This is a genomic window from Microbacterium sp. M1A1_1b, assembly GCF_053345565.1.
On the sequence record NZ_JBKFAJ010000002.1, the window covers coordinates 736,302 to 757,404 of the forward strand.

Annotated in this window: 16 protein-coding genes; 6 read left to right on the forward strand and 10 right to left on the reverse strand. The window is 71.5% G+C overall.

The window, feature by feature from the left end; all coding sequences use genetic code 11:
- Positions 1-3: 3 nt before the first annotated feature.
- Genes rfbB through ACLBWP_RS08190 form a run of 4 tightly spaced genes read right to left on the reverse strand, consistent with a single transcriptional unit; the run spans position 4 to position 5,210 of the window.
- Positions 4-990, reverse strand: a complete 987-nt coding sequence (rfbB, locus tag ACLBWP_RS08175; RefSeq protein WP_447654781.1) for a dTDP-glucose 4,6-dehydratase — start codon at positions 988-990, stop codon at positions 4-6.
- Positions 987-2,774, reverse strand: coding sequence for a hypothetical protein (locus ACLBWP_RS08180; protein ID WP_447654782.1), 1,788 nt, complete (start codon positions 2,772-2,774; stop codon positions 987-989). The genes rfbB and ACLBWP_RS08180 overlap by 4 nt, the downstream gene beginning before the upstream one ends.
- Complete coding sequence (locus ACLBWP_RS08185; RefSeq protein ID WP_447654783.1) at positions 2,660-4,276, reverse strand: glycosyltransferase family 39 protein; 1,617 nt, start codon at positions 4,274-4,276, stop codon at positions 2,660-2,662. Before ACLBWP_RS08185 ends, ACLBWP_RS08180 begins: the two co-directional genes overlap by 115 nt.
- Complete coding sequence (locus ACLBWP_RS08190) at positions 4,269-5,210, reverse strand: glycosyltransferase family 2 protein (RefSeq protein WP_243561570.1); 942 nt, start codon at positions 5,208-5,210, stop codon at positions 4,269-4,271. The genes ACLBWP_RS08185 and ACLBWP_RS08190 overlap by 8 nt, the downstream gene beginning before the upstream one ends.
- Before the next feature lie 130 nt (positions 5,211-5,340).
- Between ACLBWP_RS08190 and ACLBWP_RS08195 the strand changes: the two genes are divergently transcribed.
- The 6 genes from ACLBWP_RS08195 (at position 5,341) to ACLBWP_RS08220 (ending at position 13,085) form a co-directional block, all read left to right on the forward strand.
- A complete protein-coding gene (locus ACLBWP_RS08195; protein ID WP_447654784.1) occupies positions 5,341-6,435 on the forward strand; it encodes a hypothetical protein in 1,095 nt (364 codons plus the stop codon).
- 72 nt (positions 6,436-6,507) lie between these two features.
- The gene (locus ACLBWP_RS08200) at positions 6,508-8,136 is read left to right on the forward strand and encodes a DUF2142 domain-containing protein (protein ID WP_447654785.1); all 1,629 of its coding nucleotides are present in this window, start codon (positions 6,508-6,510) and stop codon (positions 8,134-8,136) included.
- Positions 8,133-9,722 (forward strand): DUF2142 domain-containing protein, encoded by a 1,590-nt coding sequence (locus ACLBWP_RS08205; RefSeq protein WP_447654786.1) that lies wholly within the window; start codon positions 8,133-8,135, stop codon positions 9,720-9,722. Before ACLBWP_RS08200 ends, ACLBWP_RS08205 begins: the two co-directional genes overlap by 4 nt.
- A complete protein-coding gene (locus ACLBWP_RS08210; RefSeq protein WP_243561566.1) occupies positions 9,704-10,312 on the forward strand; it encodes a dTDP-4-dehydrorhamnose 3,5-epimerase family protein in 609 nt (202 codons plus the stop codon). The genes ACLBWP_RS08205 and ACLBWP_RS08210 overlap by 19 nt, the downstream gene beginning before the upstream one ends.
- Positions 10,309-11,172, forward strand: a complete 864-nt coding sequence (rfbA, locus tag ACLBWP_RS08215) for a glucose-1-phosphate thymidylyltransferase RfbA (RefSeq protein WP_243561565.1) — start codon at positions 10,309-10,311, stop codon at positions 11,170-11,172. The genes ACLBWP_RS08210 and rfbA overlap by 4 nt, the downstream gene beginning before the upstream one ends.
- A 122-nt stretch (positions 11,173-11,294) precedes the next feature.
- Positions 11,295-13,085: a glycosyltransferase family protein gene (locus tag ACLBWP_RS08220; RefSeq protein WP_447654787.1), complete on the forward strand. Its 1,791-nt coding sequence runs from the start codon at positions 11,295-11,297 to the stop codon at positions 13,083-13,085.
- 20 nt (positions 13,086-13,105) lie between these two features.
- On the opposite strand, the gene ACLBWP_RS08225 is transcribed toward ACLBWP_RS08220, so the two are convergent.
- The 6 genes from ACLBWP_RS08225 to ACLBWP_RS08250 form a co-directional block, all read right to left on the reverse strand.
- On the reverse strand, positions 13,106-14,248 hold the full coding sequence (locus ACLBWP_RS08225; protein WP_447654788.1) for a glycosyltransferase family 2 protein: 1,143 nt from the start codon (positions 14,246-14,248) through the stop codon (positions 13,106-13,108).
- Between the two features lie 73 nt (positions 14,249-14,321).
- Complete coding sequence (locus tag ACLBWP_RS08230; protein ID WP_447654789.1) at positions 14,322-15,176, reverse strand: glycosyltransferase family 2 protein; 855 nt, start codon at positions 15,174-15,176, stop codon at positions 14,322-14,324.
- Entirely contained in the window at positions 15,173-16,300 is a 1,128-nt protein-coding gene (locus tag ACLBWP_RS08235) for a glycosyltransferase family 4 protein (protein ID WP_447654790.1), read from the reverse strand. The genes ACLBWP_RS08230 and ACLBWP_RS08235 overlap by 4 nt, the downstream gene beginning before the upstream one ends.
- Positions 16,301-16,302: 2 nt before the next feature.
- A complete protein-coding gene (locus ACLBWP_RS08240) occupies positions 16,303-17,547 on the reverse strand; it encodes an ABC transporter ATP-binding protein (protein WP_447654791.1) in 1,245 nt (414 codons plus the stop codon).
- Between the two features lie 4 nt (positions 17,548-17,551).
- Entirely contained in the window at positions 17,552-18,448 is an 897-nt protein-coding gene (locus ACLBWP_RS08245) for an ABC transporter permease (RefSeq protein ID WP_447654792.1), read from the reverse strand.
- Between the two features lie 70 nt (positions 18,449-18,518).
- Positions 18,519-21,086 (reverse strand): glycosyltransferase, encoded by a 2,568-nt coding sequence (locus ACLBWP_RS08250; protein WP_447654793.1) that lies wholly within the window; start codon positions 21,084-21,086, stop codon positions 18,519-18,521.
- Positions 21,087-21,103 lie beyond the last annotated feature (17 nt).

Below are 21,103 nucleotides of genomic sequence, written 5' to 3' on the forward strand. Positions count from 1 at the left end.
GGCTCAGGCGAGCGCCGCGCGCTCCTTGAGGGGCTCCCACCAGGCACGGTTGTCGCGGTACCACTGCACGACGTCGGCCAGGCCCTGGTCGAACGGCACCTGGGGCTCGTAGCCGAGCTCGGCCTGGATCTTGGAGATGTCGACGGAGTAGCGCAGGTCGTGCCCCAGACGGTCGGCGACGCGGTCGACGTACGACCAGTCCTTGCCGGTCGCCTCGAGCAGCATCTCGGTGAGCTCCTTGTTGGTGAGCTCGGTGCCGCCGCCGATGTTGTAGATCTCGCCCGCGCGGCCCCTGGTGAGCACCATCGCGATGCCACGGGTGTGGTCGTCGACGTGCAGCCAGTCGCGGATGTTGTTGCCCTCGCCGTAGAGCGGGACGTGCCGGTCGTCGATCAGGTTCGTGACGAAGAGCGGGATGACCTTCTCGGGGAAGTGGTACGGCCCGTAGTTGTTCGAGCAGCGTGTGATCGACAGGTTCAACCCGTGCGTGCGGTGGTAGCTGCGGGCGAGCAGGTCGCTGCCGGCCTTCGACGCCGAGTACGGCGAGTTCGGCTCGAGCGGACGGTCCTCGGCCCACGAGCCCTCGCTGATGGAGCCGTAGACCTCGTCCGTGGAGACGTGCACGAAGCGCTCGGTGCCGTGCCGGAGCGCCGCGTCGAGCAGACGCTGCGTGCCGACGACGTTGGTCTCGACGAAGATGCCGGAGTCGCGGACCGAGCGGTCGACGTGGGACTCGGCGGCGAAGTGCACGATTGCGTCGATGCCCGGCACGACCTCGTCGAGCTTCGCGGCGTCGGTGATGTCGCCCTGCACGAACGAGTAGCGCGGCGAGTCCGCGACGGGCGCCAGGTTCTCGAGGTTGCCCGAGTAGGTCAGCGCGTCGTACACCACGACGTCGGCGCCTTCGAGGCCGGGGTAGGCGTCCTGCAGGGTGCGGCGGACGAAGTTCGAGCCGATGAAACCGGCCCCTCCGGTGACGAGGATCTTCACGCGTTGTTCCTTCTGGTCGGTTCCACGGTCGGCGGAGAGTCTAGCGGGGCGCCGTCCGCGGGGTCGTCGGTGGTCTGGGCCGCCACGTGCCCGGGATCGGCGTCGGTCTCGCCGGCCGCACCCGCGTCCGGATCGGCAGCCGGACCAGCATCGGCGGCGGTGCCGGTGACGGTGTCCTCGGACTGGTGGGCGGGGCGGGTCGCGAGGACGACGAGTGTGACGAGCGCGACCGCCGCCACGACCACGACCAGGCCGACGGCCGCGACGGGGCGGATGCCGAGCGGTGTCGCGGCGGCGAGGGCGTGCAGGCCGGCAGTGGTGGGCGTGAGCCGTCCGCCCTGGTAGGCGCCGGCGACACCGACCGCCAGGCCGTACCCGGCGATCAGCACGGACCCGATGGTCCCCACCACCGCGGCGCGCCGCCGGGTCCGTCGTGCGGGCCAGACGCTGGCGGTCACCACCGCGAACGCAGCGGCGAGCACCGGCGCTGCCACGAGCAGCACGCTGCCGTTCGACGTCGCGATCTGCCCGTCGGCGACGGCGTTCCGCCACGCGTAGACGAGCGTCGCCACCACGACCGACGCTGGCCAGACCAGCACGGTCCAGGTGGGTCGGAGTGCTCGGTCCCGGCGCAGCGCAGCCCAGACGAGGAGCCCGAGCGCGGTCGCGGACAGGCCGGTGACGAGCGGCGGGGTGAGCCCGTACGTCTCGAGTCCGAGCGAGCCCCAGAAGGACCCGATGCCGCCACGCCACTGGACGTCGAGGAAGGTCCCGATGTTCAGCCCGCCCGGGACGTCGGCCGGGGGAGTCGCCGGGGCCGGCGCGCCGTCCGGCACCCACCCCGAGCGCAGGGACCGCCACAGCGCGAGCACGACGACCAGGTCGACGACGACGGCGACGGCCGTGTCGACCAGCCGGCGAGCACGGGGACGTCGCGCGACCACGAGCACGACGAGGGCGAAGCCGAGGAGCACCAGGCCCATCGCGTTGAGGGTCGCCGCAGCCCCAGCCACCAGTGCCAGCCCGATCGACGCCCACCACGAGCGGTCGCCGGTGAGCACCCGTGCCGCGAGCCAGACGGCGACGGTCGCGAGCAGGACGACGGCGGTCCAGATCGTGACTGCCGCACCGAACTGCGCCGCCTTGGGGATCGCGAGCATCAGGACCGGTGCGATGGCAGCGAGCAGCCGGATGCCGGACAACCGACGGGCGATCGCCCAGACGAGCACGGGGACCGGGGCCAGCAGGACCACGTCCACGAGCCGGAGCGCGAGGACGGCGAGGTCCCACCGCAGCGTCTCGAAGTGCAGGACGCGCAGGACCGCGCCGGCGGCGAGGAACCAGGTCTGCGGGTTCTGCGACAGCGGGTTCACGATCGACGTCTCGCCCGGGTGCGCTGCCAGGACGGCTGCGAAGGTCGACCGGTCGCCGGGGTTGTCGATGACCCAGCGGCTGGCGGCCAGCGCGTGCATGGAACCGGGCGGCGGCCAGCCGGCGCCGAGAGCGGTCCGGAACACCGCGTCGACGGTGTCGGTCTCTCCCGGTGCTCCGAACAGCGGGGTGACCAGTGCCCAGAGCGTCAGGAGCGCCACCCAGAGGAGCGTGGTGACGACGAGCAGCAGCACGGTGGCGCGGCGGACGTCGACGGGACGGCGGGTCGTCGCGGCGCTCACCGGGGGGCCTCCGAGTGGGACGTGCCGGACGACGCCGACGCCGCTGTCGACGCGGCTGCCGACGTCGAGGCCGATGTCGACGTCGACGGCGCGGGCGTGTCGGGCGGGCACGTGGTCGCGGTCCCGCCGGTCACCCGCAGGGCGAGTCCGCCCGCGACGACGGCTCCGACGGCCAGCAGCACGACGAGCACCAGGACGACGGCACCGGGCACCGGACCCGCGTCGGCGTAGGCGTCCATGCCGCCCCTGGTGACCAGGATGGTCCCGCCTTCCCAGCTCACACGCCACTGGAACCAGACGCCGTACGCGGCGACGACGAGGGACGTGACCACCAGGCCGGACGCGAGTCGCCCGCGTCCGGCGTCGGTCCGCGGCAGGCGCCGCCAGGCGAGCGCACTGAGTGCGATGAGTGCGATGAGTGCGGGGAAGTAGTACCGGCCCTGCGTGCCGTTCACGCCGGTGGTCCGCAGGTACGAGGACCAGGTCGTCGCGGTCTGCAGCAGGATGAGCAGGAGCGGGAACACCGCCAGGACGACGGCCGGCACGAGGGTGCGTCCACGTCGGAAGGCGTAGGCCACCAGGACGACGACGGTCAGCACGGTGGCGACGTCGCTCAGCACCGGCGACACCGCGTGACCGGCGTTGTGGCCGCTGCTGCCCCAGAAGGTCCGGGTGATCGTGTCCCAGCTCACCTGGACGAACTCGGCCAGGTCGGGCCCCTGTCCCTTCGGGAACGACTGGTCCGTGCGCCCGACGAACCCGTCGGGCTGCAGACGCCCGAAGACGACGATGTTCCGCAGCCACCACCACGCACCGACGAGAGCGGTCCCGGCGCCGACCGCGACCGTGCGGACCAGCGCGCGCCGCCAGCTGACACGGCGGCCGGCGACGAACACCGCGACGAGGACGAACGGCACCGCCGGCAGGCCGGTCCCCTTCACCCAGACGAGCGCGCCGAGCAGCAGGACGAGGAGCACGAGCGTGCGCCGTCGGTCGTCCCCGGTGAGGACGCGGACGGTGACCAGGGTCACCAGGCCGGCCAGCAGCAGGACGGGTGCGTCGTTCGTCACGACGCTGCCCACCACGGCGATCTGCGGCACGAGGAGCACCGCCGCTGCGGCCACCACCCCGCCGCGTGCGGACCGGGTGAGCCGGCGGACGGTGGCCCAGGCGATCACCGGCAGTGCGGCGACGATCGCGACGTCGAGCAAGCGGACGGCCAGGAACGCGTCCGACCACAGCAGGTCGCGGAACCTGATCAGGTGCAGGAAGCCCGCGGCGACGAGGTAGTAGGTCGGCGGGTGCTGGGTCATCTGATCGACCGCCGGGTCCGACGCGCCCGGGTAGGCCCGCAGCAGGTCGCCCCAGGTCGCGGTCGCCGCCGAGGGCGACGTCACGCTGGCCCGCACGGCGTCGAGGACGTGCACGGTCCCGGGCGTTCCCCACCCGTTGCCGAGGGCCAGCTGCATCACGGCGTCGAAGTGCGCCATCTCGTCAGCAGCGTCGTACGGCTTCGTGACGACCGCGTACAGCAGCAGGACGAGCACGAAGACGACCGTCAGCGACGCGACCGCGAGACGTTCGCGGCGCCCGACGGCCGGCCGGTCAGTCACCGTACCGCTGGAGCTTCTGCAGGTCGAGCTGTTCCTCGGCCAGCGTGCGGTTCAGCCGGGTCAGGTCCGCCACCACACCGATCGTGATGGAGAGCAGGGCGGCGATCACGAGGGTGACGCCGAGGATCAGCGACTGCAGGTGGTTGCCGCCGCTGTCCGTCCACAGCAGCACCAGGTACCGCACGAAGGGGATGAGCCCCGCCGCCCCGAAGACCGCACTCACCCCGGCGAACAGGGCCATCGGTCGGTACATCAGGTAGACGCGCGCGATCGCGGATCCGGACTGGAACATGTGCTGCCAGATGTTCTTGAAGAGCCGGGACTCGCGGGTCTTCGCGTTCGTGGTGATCGGGATGCTCGCGATGGCCAGCCGCTTGTAGCCGGCCTGCACGATGGTCTCCATGCAGTAGCTGAAGCGCGTCACGATGTTGAGTCGGATCAGCGAGTACTTCGAGTAGGCACGGAACCCACTGGCCGCGTCGGGCAGGTCGAGCCCCGCGGCACGGCTGGCGACCCAGGAGCCGAACCGCTGCATGACCTTCTTGAAGCCGGAGAAGTGCTCGATCGTGCGGGTCTGCCGGTCGCCGATGACGATCTCCGCGTCGCCGTGCACGATCGGCTGGACGAGGTCGGCGATCTGCGCCTGCGGGTACTGGTTGTCCCCGTCGGTGTTCACGACGATGTCCGCACCGTGCAGCAGGGCGTAGTCGACGCCGTCCCGGAACGACCGGGCGAGTCCCATGTTCGTCGTGTGTCGGACGACGTGCCGGACCCCGTGGGCACGGGCCACCTCGACGGTGCGGTCGGTCGATCCGTCGTCGATGACGAGGATCTCGATCTCGTCGACGCCGTCGATCACGGTCGGGATGGACTCGAGCACGGACGGGAGCGTCTGCTCCTCGTTCAGGCACGGGATCTGGATGAAGAGCTTCACGGAGTTCTGCGGTCTCGTTCTGTCTCGGGTGGGCGGCTGCGCAGCGTCATGGTCGTCCCTGGTGGTCACATGGCCACCGACACCCTATGCGAGATCATCCCGAAGGGGGATGCCGTGGCAGGATGACGCGGTGTCGACCATGCGTTCCCGTCTCGCTCGCCTGCTCGGACGGGATGCCCGTCCCACCGCGCCCACGCCGCCGCCGACCCCGTTGATCGGGTTCGTGGTGCACGGCGCAGGCGGTGTCCACCCGGCGTCCGCCCACATCCGCGTGACCGGTCGGATGTCGGCGCTGGCCGCCTCGGGCGCCGCCCGCGTCGCCCAGGTCGACCCGGTCCGCTGGGCAGACGGCACCGACACCGCGCACCTCGACGCCGTCCTGGTCCAACGGGACGCGTTCCCGGTGGCCGCCCTCGACGCGGCCTTCGCCCGCGCCCGGTCCGAGGGCACCCGCATCGTGGCCGAGGTCGACGACGACTTCTTCTCCCAGGAGGCCCGTGCCCGGCTCGCGCGGGCCGAGTACGACCCGCAGCGGCTCGCGTCGGTCGACCGGCTCGTCCGGTCCGCGGACGCCGTCGTGGTCTCCACCACCGCGCTGCAGGAGGTCCTGGCGGCCGAGGGCATCGCATCCGTCGTCGTCCCGAACGCCGTGCAGCCCGGCCTGTGGTCGACGGAGCCGGTCCGGCCCGACACGGACGGCCCTCGGCGGGTCCTCTACATGGGGACGGCCACGCACGGTGGCGACCTCGACCTGCTGCGGCCGGTGTTCGACGGTTTCGTCGACGACGACGGCCGACCGGTGCGGCTCGAGGTCGTCGGGGTCACCTCCGATGACGACGGGTGGTACGACCGCCTGCCGGTGCCCGAGGGCGGGACGCACTACCCGGACTTCGTCGCGTTCCTGCGGCAGCACACGCGCCGCTGGTCGGCGGGCGTCGCCCCGTTGACCGACGACCGGTTCAACGACGCCAAGAGCGACCTGAAGTTCCTGGAGTACACGATGCTCGGACTGCCCTTCGTCGGATCGGACCGGCCGTCCTACGCCGGGGTGGACGCTGTCGGCGGTCTGCTGGCGGCCGACGATCCGGAGTCGTGGCGGCGTGCGCTCCGCACGGCCTTCCGCGACGCCGACGCCCTGGTGGCGCGCGCTCGGGAGCACGTGCTCGCCGAACGCGTCGTCGTCGACGGCGCCGAGCCGCAGTGGCGAGTGGCGCTCGGGATCTGAGGCGCGCAGCCGGTATCGTCGTCCGGGTTGCCCGACCGCGCTGCCTGCGCGCCGCCCGACAGAGGAGAACCGTTGTCCGACACCGCACCCACGCCGATGGCGTCGACGACCGCGACCCCCGGGGAGACGTCCTCGCACCCGGTGCCGGCGACGGAGTCGACGCCCGCGACGAGCCCGACCATCCCCCTCGGTGCCGAGACACCCACGACCGCGCACCGTGTCGACGACCCCCGACGACGCACTCCGGTCCGCAGCGGGTTCACCGGACCCGGCGCGCTCTGGCAGTACATCGCGTTCCTGTTGCTCTTCGTGCTCGGCGGCGCCACGTTCATCGCGGTGACCCCGCCGGGGCTGAACCCGGATGAGCCCGCCCACGTCTACCGCGCCTACCAGGTGGCACACGGTGGGCTCGTCGCGCAGGAGGCGAAGGGCATCGAGGGCATCCACGACGGCGACCCGGGCGGGTACATCCCCACGGCGTGGCCGAAGCTCTTCTCCGAGTCCCACTTCACCCGCGGGTTCGACGACGAGACCTCCTTCCGCGACCTGGACTGGTCGGCGCTCGCCGCGCTCCACGAGGACGGGACGACGGGATGGCAGACCTTCACGAACACGGTGCAGTACCCCCCGGTCGCGTACGTGCCGCAGGCGGTGGCGCTCCGTGTCGGCGAGGCGCTGGGCCTCGGTGTGCTCGCCCAGCTCGAACTCGGCCGTGCCCTCGGGCTCCTCGCGGTCGCCGGCCTGCTGCTCGCCGCAGCCCGGCTCACCCCGGTCGGACGGCTGGCGTTCTTCGCGGTCGGTCTGCTGCCGTCGGTCGTCGGGCAGGCAGCGTCCTTCAGTGCCGACGGCGTCACGATCGCGCTGTGCTTCCTGGCGACGGCGCTGGCGCTGCGGTGGGCCCTGCGCGAAGGCGCACCGACCTGGTGGCGATGGGTGCTGCTCGGGGTGCTGTTCGTCGCCGTGGCGCTCGTCAAACCGACCTACGCGCCCATCGCCGTGGTGGCTGCCGTCATCCCCGTCCTCAACCCGGCGGCTCGTCGGCTGTGGCACCTGGTCGGCGCCGGGGCCGTCATCGCGATCGCAGCGGGCGTGACGCTCGGCTGGTTGCGCGCGACCTCGTGGGTGACGCAGGGTGTCAACCCGCTGAACCACCCGGACCAGCAGCGCGCGTTCCTGCTCGACCACCCGCTCGTCTTCGTCAAGGCCGTGTTCCGGTCGATCGTCCTCGACTACCCGACCGGGCTCACCACGCAGAAGGGCGAGATCTGGCGCGGCGTGTTCGGGTCCTTCTCGTGGCTGCGCGCCCCCCTGCCGATGGCCTTCGTGATCCTGTTGGTCATCACGTTGGTGCTGTCCATGCTCGTCGTCGAGCGGCACGAGCGGGGCGCCGTCGCACGCCTGCGGTCCGGCGTCCTCTGGCGGGTCGTCGTCGTGGTCGCCATCACCATCGTCGTCGCCGGTGTCTGCCTGGCGCTGTACGTCTACTACACCGAGGACCGTGGCCAGTGGCTGCAGGGCCTGCAGGGCCGGTACTTCCTGCCGGTCGTCCCGGCGGTGATGCTGCTGTTCATCGGCGGACGCCTGGTGTCCACGCGAGGGGTGCGGGTCGTCGTGTTCGCGGTGGCGGCCGTGTCCCTCGTCGCGGCGATCGTGACGATCGACCTGCACTTCTACCAGTCCGTCACACCGTTCTGGGGATGACCAGGTCCTCGCTCGCCGTCCGGGGACGGGTCGGCCTCCGCCGCCGGCTCGCCGCCCGGTCGACGCTGGTCTTCCTGGGGGCCTGGGCGGCGCTCTTCGTCGTCGCCATGGCCTGGGTCGTCGCGAGTCCGCTGTCCTCCGGCCCGGACGAGAGCGGGCACGTGGCGAAGGCCGCCGGCGTGGTCCGCGGCCAGCTCGACGGCGCTCCGACCTCCAGCGCGGGCGTCACGACGTTCCGGGTCCCCGCCGACGTCGGTGATGTCGGCGGCGCGATGACGTGCTTCGCCGGGAACCCGAACCAGTGGGCGGCGTGCGCGCCGTCGGCAGACAGCCTGTCCCGCGCGGCGCACGTGGTCCGTTCCGGTGTCGGCTCCTACGACCCGCTGTACTACGCGCTGGTCGGCTGGCCGTCCCTGGTGCTGCACGGCGCGCACTCGTTCTTCGCGATGCGCGCGACGTCGGCGTTGCTCAGCACGTTCCTGCTCGCGATCGTGTTCTGGGTCGCGGCACGGTCCGACCGTTCGCGGCCGCTCGTGATCGGTGCGGCGATCGCGACGACGCCGATGGTGCTGTACCTGGGTGCGGTCGTCAACGCCAGCGGCCTCGAGGTCAGCGGCACCGCGGCCGTCACGGCGCTCGGCTGGTCGATCCTGCACGGGCGACGACGACCCGCCACGAGTGAGGTGGTGCTGTTCGCCGTCGCGGTCGTCCTGACCGCGAGCGCCAGGACGACCTCACCGCTCTTCGTGGTCATCGTCCTCGTCGCGCTGTGCTGCACCGTGCCCTGGGCGCGTCTGCTCGCGGTCGCCGGTACGCGGACGGTCTGGCGCGCGGCGATCGTGGCTGCGGTGCTGGTGGTCCCAGCGCTGGTGTGGACCGTGGCCGTGGCGGTGCCCGGCGGGTACATCCCCTCGTCGGACCCCGCCCGCCCGGGCATCCGTGCTGCGGTCTGGCACGCGCTCTGGAGCCTGGGTTCCTACGGTCAGGGGATGATCGGCGTCTTCGGATGGCAGGACTCGGTTGCGCCAGGACCGGTCCTCACCGGGTGGACGGCGGGCATCGGCGCTGCCGTCGTGCTCGGCCTCGTGACGATCCGACGGGCCTGGATTCCGGTCGCGCTGCTGTCGGCCTCGGTGCTGCTGTTGCCGGCTCTGCTGCAGGCCACGTCCGCGCACCGGCTCGGGTACGTCTGGCAGGGCCGCTACGGACTGCCGGTCCTGGTCGCCCTGGTGCTCGTCGCCGTCGCGCTCGGCGGACGTGCGGCCTCCGTCCGGACCTCACCGGTACCGCTCACCGCCGTGCTGTGGACCGCCTGGGGCGTGGCGCAGGTGACGTCGTTCGTGATGGTCTACCACCGGTACTCCGTGGGGGTCGGGGGGCCATGGGACGTCGTGTGGCGCGGTGGCGGATGGCAGGCGCCGCACGGCCTCGCGCCGTGGCTCGCCCTGGACGTGATCGGCTCGGCCGGACTGCTCGCCGTGGCGATCGTGGTGGCCGTCGGCCCGCGTTCCCGGGACGCGCTGCGGACCGAGGTCTCCGCCGTGAGCGGGGTTGCTAGGGTGTCCGGGTGCAGATCCGCGAACTGAAGATCCAAGGCGCGTGGGAGTTCACCCCCGTCCAGCACGGCGACGCACGAGGAGCCTTCCTCGAGGCCTACCGCGCCGACGTGCTCGAGACCACCGTCGGACACCCCCTCGACCTCCGTCAGGTGAACATGTCGATCTCGTCGCGCGGTGTCGCGCGCGGGATCCACTACGCGCTCGTCGCCCCCAGCCAGGCGAAGTACGTCACCGCCGTGCGCGGGGCGTTCATCGACTACATCATCGACATCCGCGTCGGGTCGCCGACGTTCGGGCAGTGGGACTCGGTCCGCATCGACGACGTCGACCGCAAGGCCGTCTACCTGTCCGAGGGTCTGGGCCACGCGATCGTCGCGCTCGAGGACCAGTCGACGGTGAACTACCTGGTCAGTGCGCACTACGACCCCCAGCGCGAGAAGGGGATCAGCATCCTCGACCCGACGGTCGGCCTGGTCCTGCCCGACGGCATCGGCGAGCCGGTGCTGAGCGAGAAGGACACCAGCGCCCCGACCCTCGTGCAGGCCGCCGAGCAGGGCCTCCTGCCGACCTACGACGAGTGCATCGCCTACACGGAGTCCCTGAGGAGCAGCAAGTGAAGGGCATCATCCTGGCCGGCGGTTCCGGCACGCGCCTGTGGCCCATCACCAAGGGCATCAGCAAGCAGCTCATGCCGATCTACGACAAGCCGATGGTCTACTACCCGCTGTCGACGCTCATGATGGCCGGCATCAACGAGGTCCTCGTGATCACGACGCCGGAGTACAACGAGCAGTTCAAGGCGCTGCTGGGCGACGGGTCCAGCCTCGGCATGCAGATCGAGTACGCCGTGCAGCCGAGTCCGGACGGCCTGGCCCAGGCGTTCGTCATCGGCGAGGACTTCATCGGTGACGACAGCGTCGCACTGGTGCTCGGCGACAACATCTTCCACGGCACGGGCCTGGGCACCAGTCTGAAGCAGAACACCCGGGTGCAGGGCGCGACGATCTTCGCGTACCACGTGGCCGACCCGACGGCGTACGGCGTCGTGGAGTTCGACGACGACTTCACCGCGGTCTCCATCGAGGAGAAGCCGACCGCGCCGAAGTCGAACTACGCGGTCCCCGGGCTGTACTTCTACGACAACAAGGTCATCGAGATCGCCAAGACCATCGAGCCGAGCGCACGCGGCGAGCTCGAGATCTCGACGGTCAACGAGCGCTACCTGGACGCGGGCGAGCTCGGCGTGCAGGTGCTCGACCGTGGCACCGCGTGGCTGGACACCGGCACGTTCGAGTCGATGATGCAGGCCTCCGAGTACGTCAAGGTCATCGAGGACCGTCAGGGCTTCAAGATCGGCTGCATCGAGGAGATCGCCTGGCGCAACGGGTGGATCGACGACGCGCAGCTCGCCGACCTCGCAGCACCGCTCGTCAAGGGTGGCTACGGGGTCTACCTGCAGAACCTGCTGCGCGGCTGACGATGGTGCGGCCGTCGCGACTCGGCCGGCTGCTGGGACGGCCAGGGGCGGTCCAGGCGACCCTGTCGGAACCGGAGCCGCAGGGCGGAGCCGACCCGGGCCTCCCGGTCGACACGTCGCTCGTGACGGACCCGCCGCACCCCGGTGACGGCGGGTTCGACGTCGTCGTGACGGTCGCCGAGTCGTCGTTCCGCGACGGCGCGCACCTGCCCGCGGTGTCCGCGGCCCGGGCAGCCGGTGCCGTCATCGTGGTGGTGGCGCCGTACGACGTGCACGCCGGGCCGACCAGCACCTACCCGGCGGTCACCGGGGGAGCCGACCACGTCGTCGCGCGGCCCACGGTCGCGGCCACGTGGGGCGGCGCGGTCGCTGCCGCCCGCCCGCTGCTCGCGAGCGCGGTCGTGGTGGTGCAGGACGCCTCCGTGACCCTGCCGCAGGGCGGGTACGACGCGCTGGTCGCCGCGACCGACCAGGAGGCTCCGGTCGCCGTGGCCGTCGTCCGGACCGTCGACGACGTGGTCGCCAGTGCGGGCGCCGCCCTGGTCCGCGGATCGGCGCCGGTCGCGTCGCTCCTGCGTGGGCACCCGCCGGAGGACGCCGAGGCGCTGGCGGGGGTCGCCGTCTTCGCCGCCGACGAGCCCTGCTTCGCGGCACGGACCGATGCACTGGCCGTGCCGATCCGCACCGTCGACACCCGCACCGCGGTCGCCCGCCTGACCCGTGACACCGCCGACGCCGCGGGCGGCCGGTGCGTCGTCGTGCCCCTCGGCCGCGTGTACCGGTCGCGGACCCTGCGCGAGCAGCGCTACGACACCGACGCTGCCGAGGCCCTGGCCGTGTGGCGTGCGCGCACGGACGACGCGGCCGTCCGGGCACTGGCGGCCGCAGGGTTCGTCCCGGGCACGCCCTCGGCCGACGCCGCCGGTGCGCCCGTCGCACTGCGGGAACCCGTCGTGCGGGCCGAGCGCGGCGCCGATCGGCTCGCGCTGCGCGACCGGGGCGAGCGGTTGCGGTGGTCGATCCGCATCGCGGCGCACCCCGGGCCACGCGGCGACGACTGGGGGGACACGTTCTTCGCGCGCGACCTGGCCGCTGCGCTCCGGGGCCTGGGACAAGAGGTGGTGGTCGACCACCGCGAGTCGCACGTCCGACCGTTCTCGGAGCACCTCGACGACGTCGCCCTGACGCTGCGCGGGCTCGACGACACCCCGGTGCACCCAGGCGCCGTGAACGTGCTCTGGGTGATCTCGCACCCCGACCTGGTGACCGCAGCCGAGCTCGCCCGGTACGACCTGCGGTTCGCCGCCGGACCGGTCTGGGCTGCCCGGGTCGCCGAGCAGACGGGGCTGCCCGTCGCACCGCTGCTGCAGGCCACCGACCCGACCCGGTTCCACCCGGGCCCGGTCGACCCCGCGTACGCCGGGCTCGACACCGCCTTCGTCGGCAAGACGCGCGCGGTCTTCCGGCCGGTGGTCCGCGACGCGGTGGACGCGGGCGTCGACCTGGCGGTGTGGGGCGAGGGGTGGGAAGGACTGCTGCCGGACGGCGTCCACCGGGGCGTGTTCGTGGCGAACGACGCGCTGCCGGCCCTGTACCGGAGTGCCCGCGTGGTGCTCAACGACCACTGGGACGACATGGCGCGCGACGGCTTCCTGTCGAACCGGCTGTTCGACGCCGCTGCTTCGGGCGCGCTCGTGGTCACGGACCCGGTGCCCGGCGTCGACGAACTGTTCCACGGGGCGGTCCGCACGTACGACTCGGTGGAGGGCCTCGGTGCGCTGGTGCGGGCGGGGGAGTCCGTGTCATCGGACGACCGTGCCGCGCGCGGTGCTCGGATCGGCGCGGAACACTCCTTCACACGCCGGGCGGAGACGCTGCTCGACGCCGTGCGGGCTGCGCACGCGGCGCGGTAGACGTTCCGCGCGCGGCGAGGTCAGCGACGCAGGCGCCGCGCGACCTCGCCCACCTTGTCGGCGAGCCGGACGACCCGCCGCGCGTGCATCGCCGCGAGCTCGGCGTCGCGCGCGGCGGTCTCGCGCTGCGCGGCCATCGCCCGGTCGCGCTCGAACTGCACCGTGGCGCGCAGCGTGTCCGCCGTGGCCTCGCCGGCGCGGACCGCGTCCTCGAGTTCCTCGATGCGCAGGTCCCGCGTCACGACGGCCCGGCCGAGCGCCTGCAGCCGTGCAAGGTCGTCGACGGGCACGAGCGGGTCGGCCGGACCGTCGAGCACCGGCGAACCAGCGCGCCGCAGGACCTCGGCGATGCCGTCGTCGCGGGTGAACGGGCCGGCCTCGGCGTCCTCGTCGGTGACGAAGCGCAGCGCGAAGGTCGCCTGCAGGACGCCCTCGTGCAGCCGCCGGTAGTCGCGCATGCCGTGGTGGCGCGGGCTCGGCGTCAGGTCGGGGTTCGCCTCGTAGGCGCGGCCGCTCACCTCGACGCGGTGTTCGTACTGCGCCCAGGACCGCCACGGCAGGTGCAGGACCTCGAGCCGCAGCCCGTCGGGCACCGGGGCGCCGTTCGCGACGCTGACCTGGTGGTTGCCCTGCACGACGGTGACGTCGGGGTCGCCGACGTGTACCGCGTTCGTCGAGGGCGGTGCGAGCAGCCCGGCGGCGTGCAGCGCGTCGAGCGAGCGTTCGTCCCGCCAGTGCAGCCGCTCGACCCCGCTGCCGGACTCGGCCAGACGTCCGGTCAGGTTGACCACGGGCACCGTGAAGGCACCGATCGCCGGGTCGAGCTGGTCGAACACCCGGCGCACGGTCAGCGACCGGTCGACGGGCAGGATGAACTCGTCGGCGTCGGCGTTGACGACCCAGTCGGCGTGGTGGATGTTGGCGGCGTCGCGGGCCATGCCGGTCACGACGACCCCCTGCTGCTTGTGGTGCAACGGGTCGTGCCGCAGGTCCACGGTGACGTCGTCGCGGGCGGCGAAGGCGGTCAGGATCTCGGTGGTGCCGTCGACCGAACCGTTGTCGGTGATCACGAACACGTCGAAGCCCTGGGCGACGTGGTGGTCGAGCCAGGCGGGCATGACGTCCGCTTCGTCGCGGACCATCAGCGTGACGGCGAGGTTCATGGGCACTCCTGTGCTGGTTCGGGGGAGGAGTCGTTCGGGGCGGGCGCCGGGGCGTCCCAGCGACGCTACCGCGTCAGCGCGTGTGCGTGGCGCGGGCGCGCACGGCGAGTGCGACCCGCAGCACGGCGCGGAGCGGCCAGAGCCACCAGGCCGCGTACTTCTGCGCCAGGAACCGGTACGCGCTGTGGTGGTGCGCGCGGCGCATCCGGTCCGAGGACCCCTGTGTGGCGGTGCCGCCGATGTGGATCGCGGTGGCGGCGGGCTCGTACACGTTGCGCAGCCCCGCCCGGCCGATGCGCCATCCGAGGTCGACGTCCTCGAAGTACATGAAGTAGTCCTCGTCGAAACCACCGAGGCGGTCGAACACGTCACGGCGCACCAGGACGCACGCGCCGGACAGCCACCCCGCATCGCGCCGACCGGAGTGGTCGCCGTCCTGCCGGTACCGCTTGGTCCAGGGGTTGCTCGTCCAGACGTTCGCGAACAGGGCGTGCCCGAGTCCGGTGCGCAGCGAGGGCACCGCCCGGGCCGACGGGTAGACCTCGCCCGAGGGCTCGAGCAACCGTGGTCCGACCGCGCCGATGCTCGGGTCCGCCGCGGCGGTGTCGATCATCCGGTCGAGGGCCAGCGGTTCGAGCACGACGTCCGGGTTCGACACGAGCACCCACCCGACGTCGGGGTCGAGCGTCGCGACCGCGCGGTTCACCGCGGTGCCGTAGCCCCGGTTCGCCCCGACCGCGTAGAAGCGTGCGGACGCGGCCTCGGTGATCTGCCGGAGCTCGTCGGCCGTGGCGGAGTCGTTGTCGGCGACGACGACGTCGACGCGTCCGGCGCTGGCGTCCTGGGTCGACGCCAGGAACGCGGGCAGGACGTCCACCGAGTCGTACGTCACGGTGACGATGGCGGCTCGTGCGGTGCCGCCGCTCATCCGAACACCTCGAGGTGGGCGCGCGCGCAGGCGGACCACGTGAACCCGGCGGCGCGGGCACGGGCACGGCCGACGCGGTCGGCGCGGGCCCCGGGGGCGTCGGCGAGCAGGCGTTCGAGAGCGGCGCGGATCGGTCCGGCGTCGGGTTCGGTGTAGGTGACGGCGTCGCCGCCGACCTCGGGGATCGCCAGCCGGTCGGTGGTCAGGACGTCGGCACCCGAGGCCATCGCCTCGAGCACCGGCAGCCCGAAGCCCTCGGCGATGCTCGGGTACGCCACGACACGCGAGCCGCCGAGGAACGCCCGCAGCTCGTCGACCGGCAGGTACCCCAGGTACCGCAGCGGTTCGCCGGGCACGTCCCCGGCCGTGCGGAGCTCGGCGGCGGCGGTGTCGTCCCACCCGAGGCCGCCCGCGACGAACAGTGCGGGTGCTGCGCCCGATGCCGTGTCGAGCGCCCGGTGCGCCGCGATGAGCTCGGGGACGCGCTTGCGTGGTTCGACGGTGCCCAGGAAGGCGATCCACTCGGTGTCCGGCGCGATGTCGTGGGCCCGTCGGAACGCGCTGACCTCGTCTGCGCTCGGCTCGTGGAACTGGGTGGCGTCGACCCCGAGGTGCGCGACGACGGTGGGGCGACGGGGCCGACCGGCGAACCGGTCGAGCTCGCGGACGGTCGCCGCGCTCGGGGCCACGGTCGCGCGGGCCCGTCGACGGGCGAGCCGCGTCCAGGTCCGGAAGAACAGCACCTTGAGGCGCGAGTGCGCGGCCGGGTCGCTGAAGAACGTCGCGTCGTGCAGGGTGACGACCGTTCGGGAGGCCCGGGTCACCGGGAACGTGTAGTGCGGGCTGTGCAGGGTGGTCGCCCCGACCCGCCCCACCAGGGCGGGCAGGCCGGTCTGCTCCCACAGCAGGCGGAGCGGACGCGAGGACGTCCACGCCGGGGCCGCGTGGTACCCGTGCACGGGTGCGAGCCCGCGGAGCCAGTCGAGGTCGGCCGCCTTGCCGACGACCTGCACGCGCACGTCGAGTTCCGCGAGCCCGGTGAGCAGGCCGGAGATGTACCGGGCCACGCCTCCGCGGTTCGGCGGGATCGACGTGGCGTCGACCAGCACCGGCAGGTCCCGCAACGTCAGCCCTTGACCTGTCGCTCGGTGTTCTTCGTCCAGGCGATGCCCGACTGCGTGTCCTCGTCGGCGACGACGAACCGTGCGGCCTCGCGCTCCATGACGATGTGCTCACCGTTCGGCTTCGCCAGGAACACGTGCACGAAGTACTGGCCACCGCCCAGGCGCAGGTCGCTCAGGCGCCACTCGATGGTGGCCGAACCGCGCAGGGGGTCGTGCCGGACCTGGGTCTGGCGGCTGTCGACGCCGAACGCGGGGTTGCCGAGGTGGTTCTCGATCTTGATGCCGGCACGCCACTCGGGCAGGACGTCCTTGTGCGAGAACGTCGCGCGGATGACCAGGTCGTCGCCGTGGTGGTGTTCGGCGCCGGGGGCGCGACCGGGGATCTCGAGCGTGACGTGCTCGACCTTGCCGGGCTTGGCGTCCTCTTCCGGGTGCGCGGCCTCGGCCTCGGCGATGCGACGGCCCTCGAGGATCTCACGGAAGTTCTTGACCGCCAGCCGGGCCGAGCCCTGGAACTTGACCTCGCCGTGGTGCAGCACGACGGCTGAGTCGCAGAGCTCCTGCACCTGGCCGAGCGAGTGCGACACCAGGATGATCGTGCGACCCTGCGCCTGGAACTCGCGGATCTTGTCGAGGCACTTCTTCTGGAACTGCTCGTCGCCGACGGCCAGGACCTCGTCGACCAGCAGGACGTCGGGGTCGGTGTTGATCGCGACCGCGAAGGCCAGTCGGACGTACATGCCGGACGAGTAGAACTTCACCTGGGTGTCGATGAAGTCGCCGATGCCCGAGAACTGCAGGATGTCGTCGAACCGGGCCTCGGTCTCCTCTTGTGTCTGGCCGAGGATCGCCGCGTTCAGGTAGACGTTCTCACGCCCCGTCAGGTCGGGGTGGAACCCGGCGCCGAGTTCGATGAGCGCGGCCAGGCGGCCACGGCGTTCGACGGACCCGGTGGTCGGCTCGAGGATGCCGCCGATGGTCTTCAGCAGCGTCGACTTGCCGGAACCGTTCGGGCCGAGCAGGCCGATCGTGGTGCCGGCGGGGATGTCGAGGTTGATGTCGCGCAGCGCCCAGAAGTCCTCGCTGTGGCGGCGACCGGCGCGGCCAAGCGTGACGATGCGTTCCTTGAGCGAGTTGTCCTTGCGGATCGTGAAGCGCTTCGAGACGTTCTTCACCGTGACGACGGCGGGGGCGTCCTTGAAGGGCGACGCGGTCTCCTGCGTGGCGATGTTGCTGTCGATGCTCATCGGGTCAGATCTCCTGGGCGAAGTTGCCCTGCAGCTTGGCGAACACGCGCTGGCACAGCAGCAGTGCGACCAGACCGACGAGCGCGGCGACGCCCATGCGCAGCAGCAGGTGCGACGGGTACTCGGCGTCGGGCCCGGCGGTCCAGAAGGCACGGTGGATGCCGAGCACCGCCAGCGTGATGGGGTTGGACGTGTACAGGGTGAGCAGCCACTCGGGGGCGCGCGTCGCGACCATCTGCCAGGCGTAGACGATGGGGGAGCCCCACATCAGCAGCAGCACGAGCACCTCGACCAGGTACTGCATGTCACGCAGGTACACGTTCGCGGCGGCGAGCAGCAGGGCCAGCGCGGTCGCCCAGATCAGGATCACGAGCGTGGCGGGGAAGAAGTACAGCAGGTCGAGCCGGACCCAGGCGAAGCCGCTCTGCAGGATCGCGGCGGCGAGCAGCACGACGAGCTGCACGCCGAAGTTGAACAGCGCAGCACCCACACTGGCGAGCGGGTAGATCTCGCGCGGCAGGTAGATCTTCTTGATCAGCCCGCCGTTGCCCACGATCGAGGCCGTGCCGGCAGCGACGATCTCGCTGAACAGCCCGTACAGCGTCAGGCCGGAGAACACGTAGATCGCGAACTGCGGGATGTTGCGCGACGCGCCGAGGATCTGGCCCAGGACGAAGTAGTAGATCGCCAGCTGCACGAGCGGGCGGATCAGCGTCCAGGCGAAGCCGAGCGCACTGTCCTTGTACCGGGACTTCAGGTCGCGGCGGATCAGCAGGTCGAGCAGCTGCCGGTGGGCGAAGATCTCGCGGATCGACCCGATGACGGCGGTGGCCGGGCGGCCGGCCGGGACCATCCGTTCTTCCCGGAGGCGCTCGAACCGCTCGGTGACGATGTTGCTCAAAGGGGGTCCTTACGTTCGACGCGGGCGACGGACAACTGTACATCGGCGGCCGGGGACGGCCACCGGGGCATCAGCGCCCGTTCTTGCTCTCGCGCATGATGCGCACGCGGTTCTGCACCTTGTTCCGCAGCCCCGAGACGCCGTTCTCGCGGAGGTACCACGTGGCGAGGCGCACGTCGCGGGAGATCCCGTGACGACTGTTGGCGATCTGGTGGAACTGCAGCTCACGCTGCCGTGCCGGGCTGAGTGCCACCCGCGGACGGCTCGCGGCCGACAGCGATCCGGCCGGCACGGCGGCGTCGTGGGCGCGGTCGGCGGCCACGTGCGGGTCCTTGCAGAACTCGACCAGCGGCGCCAGGGCGCGCTCCCACGTGAAGTCGGAGCGGACCCGGCTGACCGCGTCGCGAGCCGCCTGGGCCGCTTCGGGGTCGTACAGCATCGACTCGAGCGCGGCGGCGAGTCCGTCGACGTCGCGCTCCTTGACCGCGACGCCCATGCCCTCGGCACCGATCAGGTCGCCGAAGCTGTCGCCGTCGGTCGTGACGATCGGCAGGTTCGCCCACATGTAGTCGAGGATGCGGGTGCGGAACGAGAACGTGGTCTCGATGTGCGCGAAGTGGGTGCTGACGCCGGCGTCCGCCTCGAGCAGGTAGTTCTGGCGGTCGTCGAGGGCGACCCACTGCTCGTTGAAGAAGACGTGCTTGTTCGTCAGCCCCAGGTGCTCGCTGATCCGGCGGGTCTCGGAGACGATCGCCATCTCCGGCACGTCCGGGTTCGGGTGCGCGACACCCAGGAAGAAGAGCCGGATGTCGTCGTGCGTCTCGGCGACCTTGGCGATCGCGCGGACGAGCGACGGGGTGTCGAACCAGTTGTAGATGCCGCCACCCCAGATGACGACCTTGTCGTCCTCGCCGATGCCGGGCGTGACGCCGCGGATCGCCTTGCGGGTGTGCTCGGGCGGCGTGGAGTCCATGCCGAACGGCGCGATCGCGATGAGCTTGTTGAGGTTGTCGTCCGCCAGGTAGTTGTCCGGGTTGACGCGACCGACGGCGGCCAGCTGTCCGAGCCAGAACAGGCGCTGCCGCTCGGACGCGCAGAGGAAGAAGTCGCCGCGCTCGAGCTGCCGGTTGATGACGTCGGTGGTCGAGGTCACCTGGTTGCGCCAGCCGACGTCGCCGTTGTCGCGGGCCTGCTCGAGCTGCTCGAGGTGCATCGGGTCGTACAGGTCGACGACCATGATCTTGTTCGAGTGCTGCAGCGTCGTGAAGTGGTGCAGGGCGTAGCCCTGGAAGAAGATGACGTCGGCCCACTCCTCGTGCTCCCGCATCGCGCGCTCGTGCTGCAGCGGCACGCGGGACACCTCGAAGGCGGTGGACTTGCGGTTCGCGACGTTCCAGGTCACCAGTCGGACGTCGTTGTGCTCGCTGAGGGCCTCGGCGATCTTCCACGCGCGCATGCCCGGACCGGCCATCTTCTCGCCGAGCGCGTCGCCGGTGATGACGAGCACGCGGGTGCGGTGCATCGGCTGTTCGACGTCGAAGGCCTCGATGATGGCCTGGTAGCCCTCCAGGAAGTAGCCGTCCTCGAACAGTGGCTTGAAGGCGTCCCCGAACAGGCGGAAGACCTCTTTGTCGGTCTTGACGCGCTGTCCCTGGATCCGGCGGCGCTCTTCGGACAGCCGCGGCAAGTCGGACACGAACTGGTCGAGCGCGTACAGCCCCGCGACGGCTTCCTTGGACATCGGCGTCGTCGGGTCGAACTCGTCCGGCGCACCCGTGAACCGGCGGATGTCGAACTCCTCGGAGTCGCGCCCGCTCTTGGCGACCGCGCGACGCGCCAGCAGCGCCAGGGCTGCCGGCAGGAAGGTGCCGAGGTTCTCGTCCGACAGGTTCTTGTAGAGCAGGTGCAGGGCGTTCCGCTCGAGCAGGTACATCTCGCGGTGGTCGCCGAACGACTTCATCGAGCCGTGGTGCTTGTGGTAGACGACCGAGCGCGGCGCGAACCGGACACGGTAGCCGAGCAGGTTGAGGCGCCAGCCCAGGTCCACGTCGTCGTAGAACATGAACAGGCCCTCGTCGAAGCCGCCCACCTCCAAGAAGACGTCGCGACGGACGAACAGCGCCGAGCCGGTGCCGAACAGCAGGTCCTGCGGCTCGTCGAAACGGCCGTCGTCGAGCTCGGCGATGTGGTTCTTGTAGCCCATGCCGAACCAGCTCAGGCCGGACTCGACGAAGTCGATCGTCTTGCCCTCCCAGTCCAGCACCTTGCTGGCGACGGCAGCGACGCGGGGGCTCGGCGCGAACCCGGCGACGCCCTCCTTCACCCAGTTGACGTCGGGCTTGGCGTCGTTGTTGAGGAACGCCACGATGTCCCCGGTGGCCTCACGCGCGCCGAGGTTGCTGCCGCCGGTGAACCCGAGGTTCTCCGGCGACACGATGATGCGCACGTTCGCCTGGCCGCCGAGCGCCGCGCGCAGGCGCGCTTCGCTGTCGTCGCCGGAGCCGTTCTCGACGACCACGATCTCGAGCCGGTCCGCCGGCCAGTCGACCTCGCTCAGACGGGCGATGCACTCGAGCGTGTCGTCGGTGCCGCGGAAGTTGATGACGACGACGGACACGCGGGGCGCGAAAGTGGACACGGAAGGACTCCATACGT

Bases quoted from the DNA above. Each gene is read 5' to 3' on its own strand.
- ACLBWP_RS08240 (WP_447654791.1), bottom strand. From the start codon at position 17,547: ATGAGCATCGACAGCAACATCGCCACGCAGGAGACCGCGTCGCCCTTC.
- ACLBWP_RS08205 (WP_447654786.1), top strand. From the start codon at position 8,133: ATGACCAGGTCCTCGCTCGCCGTCCGGGGACGGGTCGGCCTCCGCCGC.
- ACLBWP_RS08230 (WP_447654789.1), bottom strand. From the start codon at position 15,176: ATGAGCGGCGGCACCGCACGAGCCGCCATCGTCACCGTGACGTACGAC.
- ACLBWP_RS08225 (WP_447654788.1), bottom strand. From the start codon at position 14,248: ATGAACCTCGCCGTCACGCTGATGGTCCGCGACGAAGCGGACGTCATG.